The 15,545-nt window shown below is 66.1% G+C and carries 16 protein-coding genes; 12 read left to right on the top strand and 4 right to left on the bottom strand.

The genetic code is table 11. The features are described from left to right. Positions 1-70 precede the first annotated feature (70 nt). From HTZ84_RS12250 to HTZ84_RS12270, 5 genes are all read left to right on the top strand, one after another. Complete coding sequence (locus HTZ84_RS12250) at positions 71-2,296, top strand: bacterio-opsin activator domain-containing protein (RefSeq protein WP_174680939.1); 2,226 nt, start codon at positions 71-73, stop codon at positions 2,294-2,296. Positions 2,297-2,555: 259 nt separating this feature from the next. Continuing rightward, positions 2,556-4,535 carry an acetate--CoA ligase gene (gene acs, locus HTZ84_RS12255; protein ID WP_174680940.1) on the top strand — a complete coding sequence of 660 codons (1,980 nt, stop codon included), beginning with the start codon at positions 2,556-2,558 and terminating at the stop codon, positions 4,533-4,535. A gap of 62 nt (positions 4,536-4,597) precedes the next feature. Further along, positions 4,598-5,047, top strand: coding sequence for a DUF4212 domain-containing protein (locus HTZ84_RS12260; RefSeq protein ID WP_174680941.1), 450 nt, complete (start codon positions 4,598-4,600; stop codon positions 5,045-5,047). Then, positions 5,044-6,789, top strand: a complete 1,746-nt coding sequence (locus tag HTZ84_RS12265; RefSeq protein ID WP_174680942.1) for a VC_2705 family sodium/solute symporter — start codon at positions 5,044-5,046, stop codon at positions 6,787-6,789. Before HTZ84_RS12260 ends, HTZ84_RS12265 begins: the two co-directional genes overlap by 4 nt. A gap of 4 nt (positions 6,790-6,793) precedes the next feature. After that, entirely contained in the window at positions 6,794-7,261 is a 468-nt protein-coding gene (locus HTZ84_RS12270) for a universal stress protein (RefSeq protein ID WP_174680943.1), read from the top strand. Positions 7,262-7,443: 182 nt separating this feature from the next. Here HTZ84_RS12270 and HTZ84_RS12275 read toward each other — a convergent pair whose 3' ends face one another. Both HTZ84_RS12275 and HTZ84_RS12280 read right to left on the bottom strand, forming a co-directional pair. Then, positions 7,444-7,665 (bottom strand): hypothetical protein, encoded by a 222-nt coding sequence (locus tag HTZ84_RS12275; protein ID WP_174680944.1) that lies wholly within the window; start codon positions 7,663-7,665, stop codon positions 7,444-7,446. Between the two features lie 124 nt (positions 7,666-7,789). Then, positions 7,790-8,269, bottom strand: a complete 480-nt coding sequence (locus HTZ84_RS12280) for a cupin domain-containing protein (protein ID WP_174680945.1) — start codon at positions 8,267-8,269, stop codon at positions 7,790-7,792. A 283-nt stretch (positions 8,270-8,552) separates the two neighbouring features. Between HTZ84_RS12280 and HTZ84_RS12285 the strand changes: the two genes are divergently transcribed. Beyond that, a complete protein-coding gene (locus HTZ84_RS12285) occupies positions 8,553-9,101 on the top strand; it encodes a tRNA (cytidine(56)-2'-O)-methyltransferase (protein ID WP_174680946.1) in 549 nt (182 codons plus the stop codon). A gap of 7 nt (positions 9,102-9,108) precedes the next feature. On the opposite strand, the gene HTZ84_RS12290 is transcribed toward HTZ84_RS12285, so the two are convergent. Then, the gene (locus HTZ84_RS12290) at positions 9,109-9,765 is read right to left on the bottom strand and encodes a hypothetical protein (protein WP_174680947.1); all 657 of its coding nucleotides are present in this window, start codon (positions 9,763-9,765) and stop codon (positions 9,109-9,111) included. A gap of 208 nt (positions 9,766-9,973) precedes the next feature. Between HTZ84_RS12290 and HTZ84_RS12295 the strand changes: the two genes are divergently transcribed. The 5 genes from HTZ84_RS12295 (at position 9,974) to HTZ84_RS12315 (ending at position 13,988) form a co-directional block, all read left to right on the top strand. After that, a complete protein-coding gene (locus HTZ84_RS12295) occupies positions 9,974-11,551 on the top strand; it encodes a class I adenylate-forming enzyme family protein (protein ID WP_174680948.1) in 1,578 nt (525 codons plus the stop codon). 94 nt (positions 11,552-11,645) lie between these two features. After that, on the top strand, positions 11,646-11,879 hold the full coding sequence (locus tag HTZ84_RS12300; protein WP_174680949.1) for a hypothetical protein: 234 nt from the start codon (positions 11,646-11,648) through the stop codon (positions 11,877-11,879). 108 nt (positions 11,880-11,987) lie between these two features. After that, positions 11,988-12,506, top strand: a complete 519-nt coding sequence (tfe, locus tag HTZ84_RS12305; protein ID WP_008896356.1) for a transcription factor E — start codon at positions 11,988-11,990, stop codon at positions 12,504-12,506. Beyond that, a complete protein-coding gene (locus tag HTZ84_RS12310) occupies positions 12,506-13,207 on the top strand; it encodes a DUF2110 family protein (protein ID WP_174680950.1) in 702 nt (233 codons plus the stop codon). The genes tfe and HTZ84_RS12310 overlap by 1 nt, the downstream gene beginning before the upstream one ends. A gap of 1 nt (position 13,208) precedes the next feature. Then, the gene (locus HTZ84_RS12315; protein WP_174680951.1) at positions 13,209-13,988 is read left to right on the top strand and encodes a DUF5803 family protein; all 780 of its coding nucleotides are present in this window, start codon (positions 13,209-13,211) and stop codon (positions 13,986-13,988) included. A 61-nt stretch (positions 13,989-14,049) separates the two neighbouring features. On the opposite strand, the gene HTZ84_RS12320 is transcribed toward HTZ84_RS12315, so the two are convergent. Continuing rightward, positions 14,050-14,508, bottom strand: a complete 459-nt coding sequence (locus HTZ84_RS12320) for a chemotaxis protein CheW (RefSeq protein ID WP_174680952.1) — start codon at positions 14,506-14,508, stop codon at positions 14,050-14,052. Between the two features lie 132 nt (positions 14,509-14,640). Here HTZ84_RS12320 and HTZ84_RS12325 point away from each other — a divergent pair, with 132 nt between their 5' ends. Further along, positions 14,641-15,441, top strand: a complete 801-nt coding sequence (locus tag HTZ84_RS12325) for a chemotaxis protein CheW (protein ID WP_174680953.1) — start codon at positions 14,641-14,643, stop codon at positions 15,439-15,441. Positions 15,442-15,545 lie beyond the last annotated feature (104 nt).

A 15,545-nucleotide genomic window follows, 5' to 3' on the forward strand; every position in this document is an offset into this window, starting at 1 on the left:
CGCGATACCACCGGTCTACCGCCGGTTCGCGCCGATACAATTATATTCGCGCCGCTGGAATGCGCGAAGCATGAGTCTCGAGGGGGTGGACGCGGCGGCGCTCGAGCGCGACGAGTACGAGATTCTCCTCGATGCCGCCGAGACGTATCGCGAGGCGCTGGTCGTGCGCCTCTGTGCCGACGTCGGTCTCCGGCCGCGGGAACTGGCCGAACTCACCGTCGACGACGTGGAGCAGGTCAGGATCGAGCCGCCCCGCTATCTGGTTCGGGTGCCGGCCGTCGACGGCGGTGACGGCCGAACGGCGTACCTGCCGACTCACGTCGAACGCGAGTTGCGACGCTACGCCCGGAGCAACAGACTGACGACCGACGATCGGATCCTCCCCGTCACGGCCCGCCGGCTCCAGATGCTCGTTTCGGACGTCGCGGACCGAGCCGCCGAACTGTTCAACCGCCCGGACCTGTCCGACGTCTCGACGAGCGATCTCCGCCGGTACTTCGCCCGTCGCGCGCTGGTCGATCGCGGCGTCAACCCGCGGGCCGTCAAGGCCGCCGGCGGCTGGCGGAGCTTCGAGGCCCTCGAGCCGTACCTCCCCGAACCGACCGACACCGAGATCATCGACGCCTTCGACGCCCTGGAACGGCCGTCCGGAACCGGCCGCGACCGCGACGGTCCCGTCGTCGGCGACGACAGCGTCATCCGGCTGCTGCTCGCTGCGAGCGACCGGTACGCGCTGTTGCGTCTCGACTCGGACGGCTACGTCGAGCGCTGGAACCGGAGCGCGGCCGCGATGTTCGGCTACCGAGCCGGCGAAATCGTCGGCACGCACGTCTCGACGTTCTACACCGACGAAGCGGTCGACGAGGGCGTCCCCGATCGGGTGCTCGCGACGGCCTTAGAGGAGTCGGGGCACGAACGCGAAGGGTGGCGCGTCGCCGAGGACGGGTCGCGGTTCCGCGCGACCGAGGTCATTTCGCCGCTGCGGGACGATCAGGGGCGACACCGCGGCTTCGCGGTCTTCGTCCGCGACGTCTCGCCGGCCCACGAGGAACTCGAGGAACTTCGCGCGCGCAGAGACGAACTCGAGCGCCGATACGACGTCGCTCGATCCCACCGGGCGGTGACGCGTGCGTTGCTGGAGTCGACCGATCACGAGGAGGTAGAGGAAAAGACCTGCGCCGCACTGACCGCCGGCGGCGCCTACGAGTACGCCTGGATCGAGCGGGCGACCCACGCGGACCGGCGGACGGACCGGCGCACCGCCAGCGGGATCGATCCGGACGCCGTCGACCGACTGGTCCCCGAGGCGTGGCGTGACGGCGAGGTCGAGTCGATCGACGTCGACGGGGAGCCGTCCGTCTCGATCGGACGAGGCGTCTCCCTCGCGATCGACGGCGACGGAGGGGAGGAGGGCGACGGTGGCACCGACGAGATCGGAGCCCTCGCGCGCATCCCGCTCGCGTACGGCGACACGGTCTACGGCGCCCTCTCGGTCGCGACCGACGCCGACGACGCGTTCGACGACGAGGAGCGACGCTCGCTCGAGACGATCGGCCAGCAGGTCGGCTACGCCATCGCGGCGATCCGGCGGCGGAATCTCCTGCTGTCCGATCGGGTCGTCGAACTCGAACTCGAGTGTCGCGACGACGATTCGTTCTTCGTCGACGCCTCGCGGCGGCTGGGCTGTCGGTTCGAGCTCGACTCGCTCGTCCCCGTCTCGGAGACGACGCAGCTGTACTACCTGCGCCTCGAGGGGGCGTCGCCGGCCGACGTCTTCGATCTCGCCGCGGAGGATCCCGGTATCGAAGACTACCGGCTGGTCGAGACCGACGCGGAGGGGTGGCGCGTCGAGTTCGTGGTCGATAGCTCGTGTCCGATCGTCACGCTCACCGAGTACGGCACTACCGTCCTCGAGGCGCGGTTCGTGGGCGGAACCGCGACGATCACGGCCGAATGCGCCGTCGACGCCGATATCCGGACGATCCTGGACGGGCTCCGCGCCGTCTTCCCCGACTCCGAGCTGGTCGGCAAACGCGAGACCGAACGGAACGTCCGGACCGCTCGCGAGTTCCGCGAGGGCCTCGAGGACCGGCTGACCGACCGTCAGGAGGCGTCGCTGCGGGCGGCCTACTTCGGCGGCTACTACGACTGGCCCCGGGAGAGCACGGCCGAGGAGATCGCCGACGCGATGGGAATCTCTTCGCCGACGCTGCACAACCACCTGCGGAAGGGCCAGCACGAACTCCTGCGGACCTTCTTCGACGATCCGGGCGACGAGTCTCGCGGGACCGACTGACGGAGATCCTGTCGATCGATCGGATACTAACCCTCTAGATGAACGGCCTGCACGTGACGGGTCCGACGGCGAACGGCGGTCGATCGGCTCGCACTCGTTCGTCGCGCGACCGTTCGACCGGGGGGATTCGGGTCGATATAAGCGGCTATATGCTCCTAATACAGTCAATATTCCCTAGCTATCATCCCCCGTGTCGGGTCGATTTTGCACAACTAGATGGCGGCTTTACTATGCCAGTTGTGTTTGGGTGTGGTGTATCATGTCACAGGAGGATGCCAACCTCGAGGCGCGACTCGAGGAACAGGAGACGTTCGAACCCTCCGACTCGTTCGTCGAGCAGGCGAACGTCTCGGATCCGGGGATCTACGAGGAGTTCGAGGAGAACTGGCCGGAGTGCTGGGAACGGGCGGCCGATCTCCTCTCGTGGGACGAGGAGTACGATACCGTCCTCGAGGACGGGAACGCGCCCTTTTACGAGTGGTTCACCGGCGGCGAGCTGAACGCGTCGTACAACTGCCTCGACCGACACGTCGAGGAGGGCCGCGGCGACAGCGTCGCCATCGAGTGGGAAGGGGAACTCGGCGAGACGCGAACCTACACCTACAGCGAGTTGCTGGACGAGGTCGAAGACTTCGCTGCGACACTGCGCGACCTCGGCGTCGAGGAAGACGACATCGTCACGCTGTACATGCCGATGGTTCCGGAGCTGCCGATCGCGATGCTGGCCTGCGCCCGCATCGGCGCACCGCACAGCGTCGTCTTCGCCGGCTTCTCGGCGGACGCGCTGGCGACGCGGATGAACTCGGCCGACAGCGAGTTCCTCGTCACCTGCGACGGCTACTACCGCCGCGGTGACGCGCTCGATCACCTCTCGAAGACCAACGAGGGCCTCGAGGGCGTCGAGCACGAGGTCTCCGACGTCGTCGTCGTCGACCGACTGGGCGAGGACCTCGACCACGACCTCGCGGACAACCAGCACGACTACGACGAACTCGTCGCCGACCACGAGGGATCGTCGGTCGAGCCCGTAACCCGCGACGCCGAGGACATGCTGTTCCTGATGTATACCTCGGGGACGACGGGTCAGCCCAAGGGCGTCAAACACACCACCGGCGGCTACCTCGCCTACACGGCCTGGACCTCCCACGCCGTACTGGACATCGAGGCCGACGACACCTACTGGTGCTCGGCTGACATCGGCTGGATCACGGGCCACTCCTACATCGTCTACGGTCCGCTCGCGCTGGGGACGACCTCGGTCATGTACGAGGGCACGCCGGACTATCCGGACAAGGACCGGCTGTGGGAGATCGTCGAGAAGAACGAGGTCGACATCTTCTACACCGCGCCGACGGCGATCCGCGCGTTCATGAAGTGGGGCTCCGAGTACACCGAGAACCACGACCTCTCCTCGCTGCGCCTGCTCGGCACCGTCGGGGAGCCGATCAACCCGCGGGCCTGGAAGTGGTACTACAAGCACATCGGCAACGAGGAGTGTCCGATCGTCGACACCTGGTGGCAGACCGAGACCGGCGGGATGATGATCACGACGCTACCCGCGATCAACGAGATGAAACCCGGCTCGGCCGGGCCGCCGCTGCCGGGCATCGACGCGCAGGTCGTCGACGCGAACGGCGAGGAGGTCGACGCCGGACAGGCCGGCTACGTCACGGTCAACAACCCGTGGCCCGGCATGCTCCGGACGCTCTACCAGAACGACGAGCGGTTCATCGAGGAGTACTGGGAGGAGTACTCCGACGCCGACGCCGACGAGTGGGTCTACTTCCCCGAGGACGGCGCGAAGATCGACGAAGACGACTACATCACCATCCTGGGCCGAGTCGACGACGTGATCAACGTCTCCGGCCACCGGCTCGGGACCATGGAGATCGAATCGGCCGTCGTCGGCGTCGAGGGGATCGCCGAAGCCGCCGTCGTCGGCGGCGACCACGACGTCAAGGGCGAAGCCGTCTACGTCTACGCCATCCCCGAGGACGGCTACGAGGACCGCCACGCCGAACTCGAGGAGAAGGCCATGGAGGCCGTGCTCGACTCGATCGGTCCGATCGCCCGGCCCGAGGAGATCGTCTTCACGCCCGAACTCCCGAAGACGCGCTCGGGCAAGATCATGCGCCGCCTGCTCGAGAACATCGCCAGCGGCGACGAACTGGGTGACACCTCGACGCTCCGGAACCCGGAGGTCGTCGACGAGATCGCCGACCAGGTCACGGGCGACTAACCCCTCGCACGATCCTTTCTATTACAGGTATTACAGACACAACAACGACACACGGACAAAATATGACAGATAATAACACGCACTCAGCGGACGACGAATCGTTCGAGACAGACGGTGGCGTTTCGGACGTCGAACGCGAGAAGCAGATCGACTATTTGGACGTAGAGATCAACCTGCTGAAACCGGCGACGCCGTTCATGCGCGATCACAACAGGATCATCCTACGGGGGTTTGCGATCTGGGCGGTCATCGTTTTCGGGCCGATCACGTTGACGCGGCTCTTCCCGGGCGTGATGACGACGACGATGCCGGTACTCGGCTTCCCGTTTCACTACTTCCTGATCGCGGTCGGTGCACCGGGCGGTGCGCTCTTGCTGTCGGTCTGGTACGTCCGCAAGCGCGACGAGATCGACGAGAAGTACGATATCGAACAGATCGCGGCGACCGATCTGGAACGGACCGACACCGGCAGCCAAGAGCCAGCGGCGACTGACGGAGGTCTCGACCAATGAGCGGCCTCGGGTTGGCCGCGATCGATGGGCTCGCGGCGACGGGTGACGCACTCGCGGCGCTCCAGGTGGACGTCACGCCGCTCCAAGCGGACGAGGAGTTGCTCCCGGAGGGGCTGAACATCGGCTTCAAACCGGCCCCCGCGATCATCGTTATCGCCATGATGGGGCTGTTTCTGGCGACCGGAGTGTTCTACAAGGTCGCCGACACCGCCGACATGTGGGTCGCCGGTCGCTCGATCGGCAACGTCGAGAACGGCATGGCGATCGGCGCCAACTGGATGTCGGCCGCGTCCTACCTCGGAATGGCGGCGCTGATCGCGCTATCGGGGGTCTACGGGCTGGCGTTCGTCGTCGGCTGGACGACCGGCTACTTCGTCCTGCTCATCTTCCTGGCCGCGCAGATGCGCCGGTTCGGGAAGTACACCGCACCGGACTTCGTCGGCGACCGATTCAACTCCGACGCCGCCCGGGCGATCGCCGCGATCACGACGTTCCTGATCGGGTTCGTCTACGCGCTCGGCCAGGCCCGCGGGATGGGGCTGGTCGGCCTGTACATCCTCGGAGATCCCGGAATTCCGGGAATGAGCGGATACCAGGGAATGATGGTCATCTTCATGGTGATCACGATCGTGTACCTCGCGCTGTCGGGGATGCTCGGGGCGACCAAGACGATGGTCATCCAGTACGTCATCCTCATCAGCGCGTTCCTGATCGGGCTGCTGGTGACCGGCTACGTCAGCGGGTATTCGACGGTCCTGCCGCAACTCGAGTACGGCCAGCTGATCGGCGAACTCAGCGCCGAGTTCTCCGAGCCGTTCGCGGGCGGGAGCTACTACCTGTGGATCGCGACGGCGTTCAGCCTGATCTTCGGGACCTGCGGCCTACCGCACGTCCTGGTCCGGTTCTACACGGTCGAGAACGAGCGGATCGCCCGCTGGTCGTGCACCTGGGGGCTGTTCTTCATCTGCTTGCTGTACCTGTCGGCGCCCGCCTACGCCGCGTTCGGTACCGACCTCTACAGCAGCGAGGTTGGCCCGGCGTACGGCGATCCTGGTATGAGTGCGGAAGCCGGTGACGTCATCGTCGTGCTGGCGACGCAACTGGCCGGCCTACCGACGTGGCTCGTTGGCTTCGTCGCGGCGGGCGGCATCGCCGCAGCGATTGCGACGACTGCCGGGCTGTTCATCGCCGGTTCGTCGGCGATCTCCCACGACATCTACGCGAACATCATCAACGAGGACGCGACCCAGCAACAGCAGGTTCTGGTCGGTCGACTCAGCATCATCGCGCTGGGCGTGCTGACTATCATCTTCGCGCTGGACCCCACGGCTCCGATCGCCGCGCTGGTCTCATTCGCGTTCTCGCTGGCGGCCATCGTCCTGTTCCCGATGTTCTTCCTCGGACTGTGGTGGGAGAACACGAACCGACCGGGGGCGCTCGCCGGGATGATCTCCGGACTGATCGTCTGGCTCATTCCGATGTTCAACGAGGGCCACTTCGGTCCCGGCTTCGACATCGAATTCCTCGCGACGTGGATGCCCGCGATCGGCTCCGGCCTGATCGGCGTGCCGATCGTCTTCGCCATCACCATCGCCGTCTCGCTGGTCACGGACGAACCGCCGCTCGAAACGAAGCAGATGGTCCGGCAGTGTCACAGTCCGGAACCGATGCCGAAGGACAAGACGGCTGCCGACGTCGTCGCTGAGAGGAACGGCGATGGACCGACCCCTGCGGACGACTAACACCATGTACGAACGCATACTCATTCCGACGGACGGAAGCGACGTTGCGGAACTAGCGGTCGAGCACGCGCTCGACATCGCGGCGCAGTACGACGCCGAGGTCCACGCGTTGTACGTCGTTGACACTAATGCGGTCGCGTACAGTCTAGGCGCCGAACAGGTCGATCGGATCCGATCCGGTAACTTCCAAGGCATGACGGAGCTCCGCGAGGACGCGGAAGCGGCGACCGACTACGTCCGCGAACAGGCGGACGCACGCGGGCTCTCGGTGATCGAACACATCTCGGGGGGACAGCCCCACGAAATGATCGCCGACTACGCCGAAGACCACGACGTCGACCTCATCGTTATCGGGAGCCACGGTCGCTCCGGCGTGAGACGGGCACTGCTCGGGAGCGTCACCGAACGGACGCTCCGATCGACGACGGTTCCGGTACTCGTCGTCGACGCACGAGCGGACGACCGCGAGTAGCGGGCGTACCGCTTTCCGCGCACGATCAACCGACCGATCACCGTTTCTTCGGTACCGCGTCGATCAGCGGTGGGGCCGGCGACTGCCCATCGCACTCGTTGGGGCACGCGACGGTATCGGCCGCCGATCTCGATCCGCTACCGGCCGTCTCCCGACTCGAGCGTTCGTGTCCCCGCGACGGTTCACTGCTCTTGGGCGGTTTTCGCCCACTTGAGACTCGCGAAGAAGCCGTAGTACGCGACGATGCCGGCGAACATGAACATGTAGTACGCCCACCTCGGTCCGTCGACCAGATCGAAGAAGACGCCGACCATCGTCACCCAGACGATCGCGAACATCAGATCCGTGAGGATACCCCAGCGCTCCTCTCGGGCGGTTTCGAGCCACTCGGCGATACCGCTCATCGATCGATCACCCGCAGATCCCCGGTTTCGACCATCGAGTACGAGTTTTTTCGGTACCTGAAAAAACCTATCGGCGCCGTCGGACCGACGAGCGTCCACGTACGCGCCGTGCGATCGACGATCCCTACTCCCAGTAATCGACGTCGTCGCCGATCCGATAGTAGCCCTCGAGCGTCCGCTCCTCGCGACCGCCGGGCGGCGAGCCGACGTAGACGCCGAACGTCTCCATCTCCGGATAGACAGTCACATCCGGCTCGACCATCGTCGAGACCATCAGGTACCGCAGCGGATCGTCGCCGTCGTTGACGACCCGATGGCCGCCGCGCTCGTCGGCCGAAAAGCTCGCGAAGTCTCCCGCCTCGAGCGGTTTCTCGCCGTCGGCCGCGACGAGCAGCCCCTCGCCGGCCAGCACGTACAGCGCCTCCTCGTTGGCCGTGTGGTAGTGATAGGGCCACGAGCGCTTCCCCGCCGGGAGTTCGTAGAGGCTACAGCCGAGGTCGTCGGCGTCGGCGGCGGTCGAGAGTTCCTTGCGGCGAAACGCGGTGTCGTTGGGTTTCGGGTCGTACTCGTTCCACTCGAGGTCCGACTCGTTGATTTTCCCCATACCCAGTTACCGACATCCGTCAACGGTATAAGATTTCTCGCGACTCGACTCGCTTCGGTTCACTGCTGATCAGGGCTCGAGAAGTGAGTGAACCGAGCGTCGGGCCAATTCAGCATCCGCGAACGAAGTGAGCGGTTCACCGAGCGCGCCGTCGGCGCGCTCGGCCCTTTTTCATCGAAGTTTTTGCGCCGAGAGGTGAGCGAGCATAGCGAGCGAACCCGAGGCGCAAAAAGTTCGGTCGGAAAACGAAACCCCCTAACCCCGTCCGAGAGTGGCATTCGGTATGCACGACGACAGCGAGGTCGCCGTCCTCCGGCTCGGCCACCGCCCCGGTCGGGACGAGCGGATGACGACCCACGTCGGCCTGACCGCGCGGGCGCTGGGCGCCGACCGCGTCCTCCTGCCCGACAACGCGGGCCAGTCGAAGGAGACCGTCGCGGACATCACCGACCGCTTCGGCGGCCCCTTCGGGGTCGAACTCACCGATTCGCCCCAGGGGATCATCCGCAACTGGGCGGGTCGGGTCGTCCACCTCACGATGTACGGCGAGCGCGTCCAGGACGTCGAGGACGAGATCCGGGCGGCCCACGGCGACGAGGGCCAGCCGCTGCTCGTCGTCGTCGGCGCCGAGAAGGTCCCCTTCGACGTCTACGAGGAAGCCGACTGGAACGTCGGCGTCACCAACCAGCCCCACTCGGAGGTCGCCGGCCTCGCGGTCTTCTTAGACCGGCTGTTCGAGGGGCGAGAACTCGAGCGCGACTGGGAGGACGCCGACCGTCACGTCATTCCGATGGAGACCGGCAAGCGCGTCGAGTCGACTGACGAGGAGTGAGACCCCGCTAGCGGCTCGGGATCAGCACCGAAAACGGTCGGCAGAGCCGGCGGATCGCGTCGCGCATCAGCCCCGAAACGCCCATCTTCGCTTCGTTCACGGTGTATCGATCGTCGCCGACCCGTTCGATCGGGACGTCGTCGCCGAACTCCTCGAGGAGTCGTTCGACCTCGTCGACCGAGAACTCGCTGCGGGCGGCGATAGCTGCAGGCGAGAGGGCGACCGACGACTCGCGGAGGACCCGGCCGATGGCGCCCGTGTCCGACACGACCCGCACGTTCTCGCGAAACGAGCGGTCGTCCATGGGGTCCTCGGGCGGGCCCGACCGATCGATCCCGTGGCGGCGGTCGTACAGGGAGTCGAGACAGAGCCACCAGCCGACGGCCGAGAGGGCGACGAACACCCACGAGAACCAATTGACTGCGGCGATAGCGGAGCCGACGCCGACCCCGCCGCCGATCAGGACTCCAGAGAGGTAGTCGGGTGCCTCGAGGGTGTCGATGAGCGCGGTGAGGAACGGGACGCCGACGAGGAGGCCGACGGCGATGCCGATCGCGGTCGACTCGTTACCGGAGAGCGCGAGAACGGCGCCGAAGCCGGCGGCGGTGGTGACGTCGGCGCGGTCGATCTCGTCCCGGAATCGGGCGGCGAATCGACGGATCATCGTGTATTAAATCGTATACCATCGGCATTAATACTACTGTTCGGGCGGACGATCGACCGAAGACGCGTCCGGCTCCGGTGGGCTGGCGCCCTCGAGCGCCCCAGCGAACACCCGATCGACTGAGCGAGCACGAACGGACCGTCCGGCGATTCGCGGCGAAGGTGTAATCGGGCCGAAATTTTATACGCGACCTTCGGTATCATATACCATGGATCTGGACGACGTCGATCCGACCGCGCGAGCGGGGAACGTCGCGAAGCTGTTCGACGAGACGGCCGCACACCACGGGGACGCCCAGGCGATGGAACACCGCGGCGAGCGGACGACCCACGCCGAGCTCCGGGCGCGGACCGCCGCCTTCGCCGGCGGACTCCGCGAGTTGGGTCTCGAGCCCGGCGATCGCATGCTACTCTTTCTGCCGAACTGTCCGGAGTACCTCGTGGCCGCGCTCGGCGGGTTCAAGGCGGGCGTCGTCTTCTCGCCGGTCAACCCGCAGTACAAGCGCCGCGAGGTCGCCTACCAGCTCGCGGACGCCGACGCGAAGGCGATCGTCACCCACCCGCTGCTCCGGGAGGTCGTCGACGAAGCTCTCGAGGAGGCGGATCGAGAGCCCACGATCGTCACCGTCGAGAGCGAGATGGCGGACCGAGACCCCGACGACGTCTTCTTCGAGGACGTCACCGGCGAGCCGACGCTGGTGGAGCGGGCCGACGACGACGTCGCCCTGCTACCCTACACGTCGGGAACGACGGGCGATCCGAAGGGCGTCCAGCTGACCCACCGAAACACGCGCGCACAGATGAGCTGGCCGCTGACGACCTCCAACGTCGACGTCGACGGCGAGGACGTTCGCAGCCTCATCTGGCTCCCGCTGTATCACATCACCGGCTTCACCCACACCGCGCTCCAGCCGCTCGTCGGCGGCGGGGGGCTGTACTTCCGTAGCGCCCTCGAGTGGGACGCCCAGGAGTGTATGGAACTCATCGAGGCGGAGGGGATCACCCACTTCGTCGGCGTGACGACGATGTACGCGGACATGGTCGAGGCCGACGGCTTCGGCGACTACGACCTGACGAGCCTCGAGGCCGCGTCCGAGGGCGGCGCGAAGCTCTCGACGTCGGTTCAGGAACGGTTCGAGGAGACCGCCGGCGTCGACGTCTCCGAAGGGTACGGGCTCACCGAAACCCACGGCGCCACCCACACCCAACTGGGCTCGTCGTTCGGCCTGAAACACGGGACGATCGGTCAGCCGCTGCGGCTGACCGACTGCAAGATCGTCGACGAGAGCGGCGACGAGGTGGCCCCCGGCGAGGAGGGCGAACTCCTCGTTCGCGGTCCGGCGGTCATGAAGGGGTACCACGGGATGCCCGACGCGACCGAGCGGGCGTTCACCGAGCGCGGCTACTTCCGGACCGGCGACGTCGCCCGACGGGACGAGAACAACTACTACGAGATCGTCGACCGCAAGAAACACGTCATCGTCAGCGCCGGCTACAACGTCTACCCCAGCGAACTCGAGACCCTGCTGTTGGAACACGAGGCCGTCGCGGACGTCGCCGTCATCGGCGTCCCGGACGACCGCCGCAACGAAGTTCCCAAGGCTTTCGTCGTTCCCGCGGCCGGGGTCGACCCGGGAACGGACGTGACCGCCGACGAACTCAAGCGGTACAGCCTCGACCGCGTCGCCGAGTACAAACACCCTCGGGAGGTCGAGTTCGTCGACGAACTCCCCCGGACCACCAGCGGCAAGGTACAGAAGTACAAGCTCGAGTCCGGCGACGCCTGAGGCCGCGACGGTCGATTCGTCGCGGCCGCGAGCGGTGGGTACGGCGCCGACCGCGAACGGCTAGTTTTTCACTCCTCGAGGTCCCAAATCGAGTATGGATTCGGACGCGCCGCTTCAGCGGACGCCGATCGAGTACTACATGTTCGCCGCGGTGCTGGTCGTGCTCAACATGGTCGTGCTGGTCGCGACCGGCCACAGCCTCCTGGTGGCGATTCCGAGGGGGCTGTTCTTCGGGCTCTTCCAGGCGACCATGCTCTTGCTGATCGTCGTCACCCTGCGTTTGATACTGGGACGGATGGGCCGGTCGGACGACGGTCCGACCGAGTAGCGGGGCCGCCCGCCGGGCGACGGTTCAACGATCCGGAGACTCCGCCGGGGGCCCGGAACGCGAGGCAGTTAACAAGACTTAATGGCCACATGCCGTTACACGTAGGTAATGGCTTTTGAGGACCTGCTCGAGGATCCGGTCATCCAGAAGTACTTGCACGAGCTGGTCGGTCCCAAGGGGATGCCCGTCGCGGCGGCGCCGCCGGACGGGGAAGTGACCGACGAGGAGCTCGCGGAGGAGCTGGATCTCGAGTTGAACGACGTGCGGCGGGCGCTGTTTATCCTGTACGAGAACGATCTCGCGACCTACCGACGACTGCGCGACGAGGACTCGGGGTGGCTCACCTACCTCTGGACGTTCGAGTACGACAACATTCCCGAGAACTTAGAAGACGAGATGTACCGCCTCCACGAGGCCCTCGAGGAACGCCGGGAGTACGAGCGTAACCACGAGTTCTACCTCTGTGAAATCTGCTCGATCCGGTTCGAGTTCGGCGAGGCCATGGACTTCGGCTTCGAGTGCCCCGAGTGTGGCTCGCCGCTCGAATCGATGGACAACGATCGGCTCGTCAACGCGATGGACGACCGCCTCGACGCCCTCGAGGACGAACTTAACCTAGAGGCCTGATGGTCGTACTCGCAACCAAACTGTACGTCGACGGCGACGCCCGCGAGCGGGCGCTGGACTCGCTTCGCTCGCTGGTCGCCAACGAGATCGGCGAGCTCGAAGTCGAGTTCGAACTCGGCGTGCGCCACGACGACTTCCCGTCGGTGACCATCGAGGGCGAGGACGCCACCGTCGCGCGCAACGCCCTCCGCGAGGAGTTCGGCGAGATCGTCCCCGATCTCGAGCCCGGCGAAACGTACGTCGGCACCCTCGAGTCCTGGGACGACGACGGCTTCGTTCTCGACGCGGGACAGGGCGAGGGCGTGCGGATCCCGACCGACGAACTCGGACTCGGTCCGGGGTCGCCCGAACAGCTCCGCGAGCGGTACGGGCTGGTCCAGCATCTGCCGCTGCGGTTCGTCTACGGCTCGGCTGACGCCGGCGAGGACGGCGAGGGCGAACCGTCCCGGCTCGCCGACGAAGAACGAGACCGCCTCTACGACTGGACCCGCGGCGACGGTCGGCTCAACGTCAACAGCGCCACCCGCGCCGAAGTGCGGGCGACGCTGAACCGCGCCGGCCACGCCCAGGACTACGTCACCGTCGAACGACTGGGGCTCCTCGAACAGAGCGTGATCTGTACCGAAGATACCGACCCGCCGGGACTGCTCGCCAGCGTCGGCGAGTACCTCCCGGCGGAGCTCCGCTGCGTCGTTCCGTAACATGAATCGACGGCTCGTTCTCGCGGTGATCGCGGTCGGGTTGCTCGTTACCACGGCCGGCTGTTCGGGCGTCTTCAGCGGGATTTCCGACGAGCAACTCGATCGGGATCAGGAGTACGACGACCTGCGGGGCAACGCGTCCGACGCCGACGTCACCATCGACGTCGAGGGCGGCAACATGCTCAATAGCGGCGAATTCCGCGCCGTGTACGACCTCGACGGAACGGAAGAGCTCTCGCTCTCCCAGTCGACTCTCTTCAGCGAGCAGGCGCTCGACATCCACAGCGTCCGCTACTGGTACCCCAACGGAACCGAGGTGACGGGGTCGGAACTTGACATCGAGCAGAGCCGCTCGAGCACCGAGATCCGCGTCCCCGACGAGGACGGCACGCTCGCCTTTTCGGGCGAGGCGGGCCGGAAGACGTTCAGCCTGCCGGCGTACGTCGAGGGCTCCCACGAGGTCCGGCTCCCCGAGAATCACCGGACGACGAACTTCCTCTTCGGCGACGTCAGCCCGAACGGCTACGAGCGGGAGATCGTCGACGACGAGGAACGCCTCTACTGGGAGGAAGTCGAGAACGAAATCTCGGTCCGCTACTACCTCGCTCGCGACGTCCCCCTGTTCATCGGACTGATCGGCACCGTCGCGCTCATCGGGGGCGCCGGCATCGCGTACTACTACCGGGAGGTCAAGCGACTCCGCAAGGAACGCGAGGAGATGGGCCTGAGCGTCGATATCGACGACGATTCGAACGACGGCCCGCCGCCGGGAATGGGCTAACCCGGTTCGAGGACTCCGTGCTATCGGCGCGTCGATTTTCGCGACCGGTCGAGACGAATCGTCAGCCGTGAATCGCCCGTTCGTCGAGCCAGAGCACTTCGTCGCCGTCGATCTCGAGTCGACCCTTGACGTGGGCGATCCGAGCGCCGGTCGGCGTCGGCTCGAGGTCGCTCGTCCGCACGGTTCGCGTGACGTCGACGTCGTCGACGAGCCAGCCGACGTACGCATCGTCGGCGTCGGTCAGCCGAAAGACGAGCAGTTTCGGCGTCTCGATCCGGTTTATCGTCCGGACCGACGAACTGAACGCTCGCGGGAGGTCGACGACCCGAATGCGGTCGCCGGCGACGGAGACGGTCCCGGCGTTCCACGGGTCGTCGGCCGTCGCGACGGATCGGTCGTCGCCGACGCCGAGAACGGAGTCGACGGAGGCGGCCCGGACGCAGTACCGGTCTCCCTCGAGGGTAAACGTCAGCACGGAAACCCGATCGTCGCCGCGGTCCTGGTTTACGGACGATGCCATACTGGTGCGAAATTTAACTGTGTAAAGATAAGGATTTCGGTCGGAATTCGAACAACAAACGACGGACGGCGGATCCGCGTCGGCAGCGGGAGTCAACGTTTTAGTGTTGGAATGTGATGCTCGAGCAAGAACATGACCCCGGATCTCTCCGAGAAGCTTCTCGGAATCGATATCGACGACGCCGACGAGAGACGGCAACGCGACGGTAGCGAGACGGACGAACCGCGGGCGGAACTCGAACAGTTCGTCGTCTTCGGACTGGGCGACCACCGGTTTGCGATGCCGGTCGCGACCGTACGCACGCTCGCGGAGGTCCCCGACGACGTTACTCGCGTCCCGCGGGCGCCGCCGGCGATCGAGGGGATGGTGGACCTGCGCGGGGATATCACGGCCATGGTCGATCCGGGCGTTCACTTCCCGACCGTCGAGCGCGAGGCCACCGCGGGGCGCGAACGGTTGCTCGTGCTCGACCGGCCGTCCGACCAGCAGTCAGCCGCGATCCACGTCGACGACGTGATCGGCGTGGAGACGGTCTCCGAGGACGATATCGTCGACGAAACGACCGTCGAGGAGAGCCGGCTCTCCGGCGATGCACTCGACCATCCGCTCGTCGCCGCGCTCTTCGAAACGGAGCGCGAACCCGCCGCCGGGAGGGCCGGCCGCGGTTCCCAGCGGAGCGCGAGCGCAGTCGATGCCGACCGCGGTGTCGGCGGCAGTGCGCCGTCGGCCGTGCAGCGGTCGGCTTCGGACGGGGCCGACGACGCGGTCGGGAATCCGTTCGAACTCGAGTCCGCGGACGCGGGAGCGCCGGACGACGTCGACGAAGGGGACGACCGAACGGCGGAGGCGGGATCGACTCGCGAGGTCGTCATCGAGGCGACACCCGTGGTAGATATCGAACGTCTCCTGTTGGCGTCCGGACAGGGAGAATAGGGCGACGGAGCCGCCGATTACGGGGTCGACGATGTCGCATTCTGGGTGACGTCTCCGTCCCGTATGTATCACTTATCATGACTGATAATCGAGAGACAGCATTT

The sequence above is a fragment of the Haloterrigena gelatinilytica genome (genome assembly GCF_013342145.1).
In the GTDB taxonomy this organism is placed as follows: Archaea; Halobacteriota; Halobacteria; order Halobacteriales; family Natrialbaceae; genus Haloterrigena; species Haloterrigena gelatinilytica.

What these genes read in the sequence shown, in the direction of transcription:
- HTZ84_RS12250 (WP_174680939.1), top strand. Translation starts at nt 71, where the DNA reads ATGAGTCTCGAGGGGGTGGACGCGGCGGCGCTCGAGCGCGACGAGTAC.
- acs (WP_174680940.1), top strand. Translation starts at nt 2,556, where the DNA reads ATGTCACAGGAGGATGCCAACCTCGAGGCGCGACTCGAGGAACAGGAG.
- HTZ84_RS12260 (WP_174680941.1), top strand. Translation starts at nt 4,598, where the DNA reads ATGACAGATAATAACACGCACTCAGCGGACGACGAATCGTTCGAGACA.
- HTZ84_RS12265 (WP_174680942.1), top strand. Translation starts at nt 5,044, where the DNA reads ATGAGCGGCCTCGGGTTGGCCGCGATCGATGGGCTCGCGGCGACGGGT.
- HTZ84_RS12270 (WP_174680943.1), top strand. Translation starts at nt 6,794, where the DNA reads ATGTACGAACGCATACTCATTCCGACGGACGGAAGCGACGTTGCGGAA.
- HTZ84_RS12275 (WP_174680944.1), bottom strand. Translation starts at nt 7,665, where the DNA reads ATGAGCGGTATCGCCGAGTGGCTCGAAACCGCCCGAGAGGAGCGCTGG.
- HTZ84_RS12280 (WP_174680945.1), bottom strand. Translation starts at nt 8,269, where the DNA reads ATGGGGAAAATCAACGAGTCGGACCTCGAGTGGAACGAGTACGACCCG.
- HTZ84_RS12285 (WP_174680946.1), top strand. Translation starts at nt 8,553, where the DNA reads ATGCACGACGACAGCGAGGTCGCCGTCCTCCGGCTCGGCCACCGCCCC.
- HTZ84_RS12290 (WP_174680947.1), bottom strand. Translation starts at nt 9,765, where the DNA reads ATGATCCGTCGATTCGCCGCCCGATTCCGGGACGAGATCGACCGCGCC.
- HTZ84_RS12295 (WP_174680948.1), top strand. Translation starts at nt 9,974, where the DNA reads ATGGATCTGGACGACGTCGATCCGACCGCGCGAGCGGGGAACGTCGCG.
- HTZ84_RS12300 (WP_174680949.1), top strand. Translation starts at nt 11,646, where the DNA reads ATGGATTCGGACGCGCCGCTTCAGCGGACGCCGATCGAGTACTACATG.
- tfe (WP_008896356.1), top strand. Translation starts at nt 11,988, where the DNA reads ATGGCTTTTGAGGACCTGCTCGAGGATCCGGTCATCCAGAAGTACTTG.
- HTZ84_RS12310 (WP_174680950.1), top strand. Translation starts at nt 12,506, where the DNA reads ATGGTCGTACTCGCAACCAAACTGTACGTCGACGGCGACGCCCGCGAG.
- HTZ84_RS12315 (WP_174680951.1), top strand. Translation starts at nt 13,209, where the DNA reads ATGAATCGACGGCTCGTTCTCGCGGTGATCGCGGTCGGGTTGCTCGTT.
- HTZ84_RS12320 (WP_174680952.1), bottom strand. Translation starts at nt 14,508, where the DNA reads ATGGCATCGTCCGTAAACCAGGACCGCGGCGACGATCGGGTTTCCGTG.
- HTZ84_RS12325 (WP_174680953.1), top strand. Translation starts at nt 14,641, where the DNA reads ATGACCCCGGATCTCTCCGAGAAGCTTCTCGGAATCGATATCGACGAC.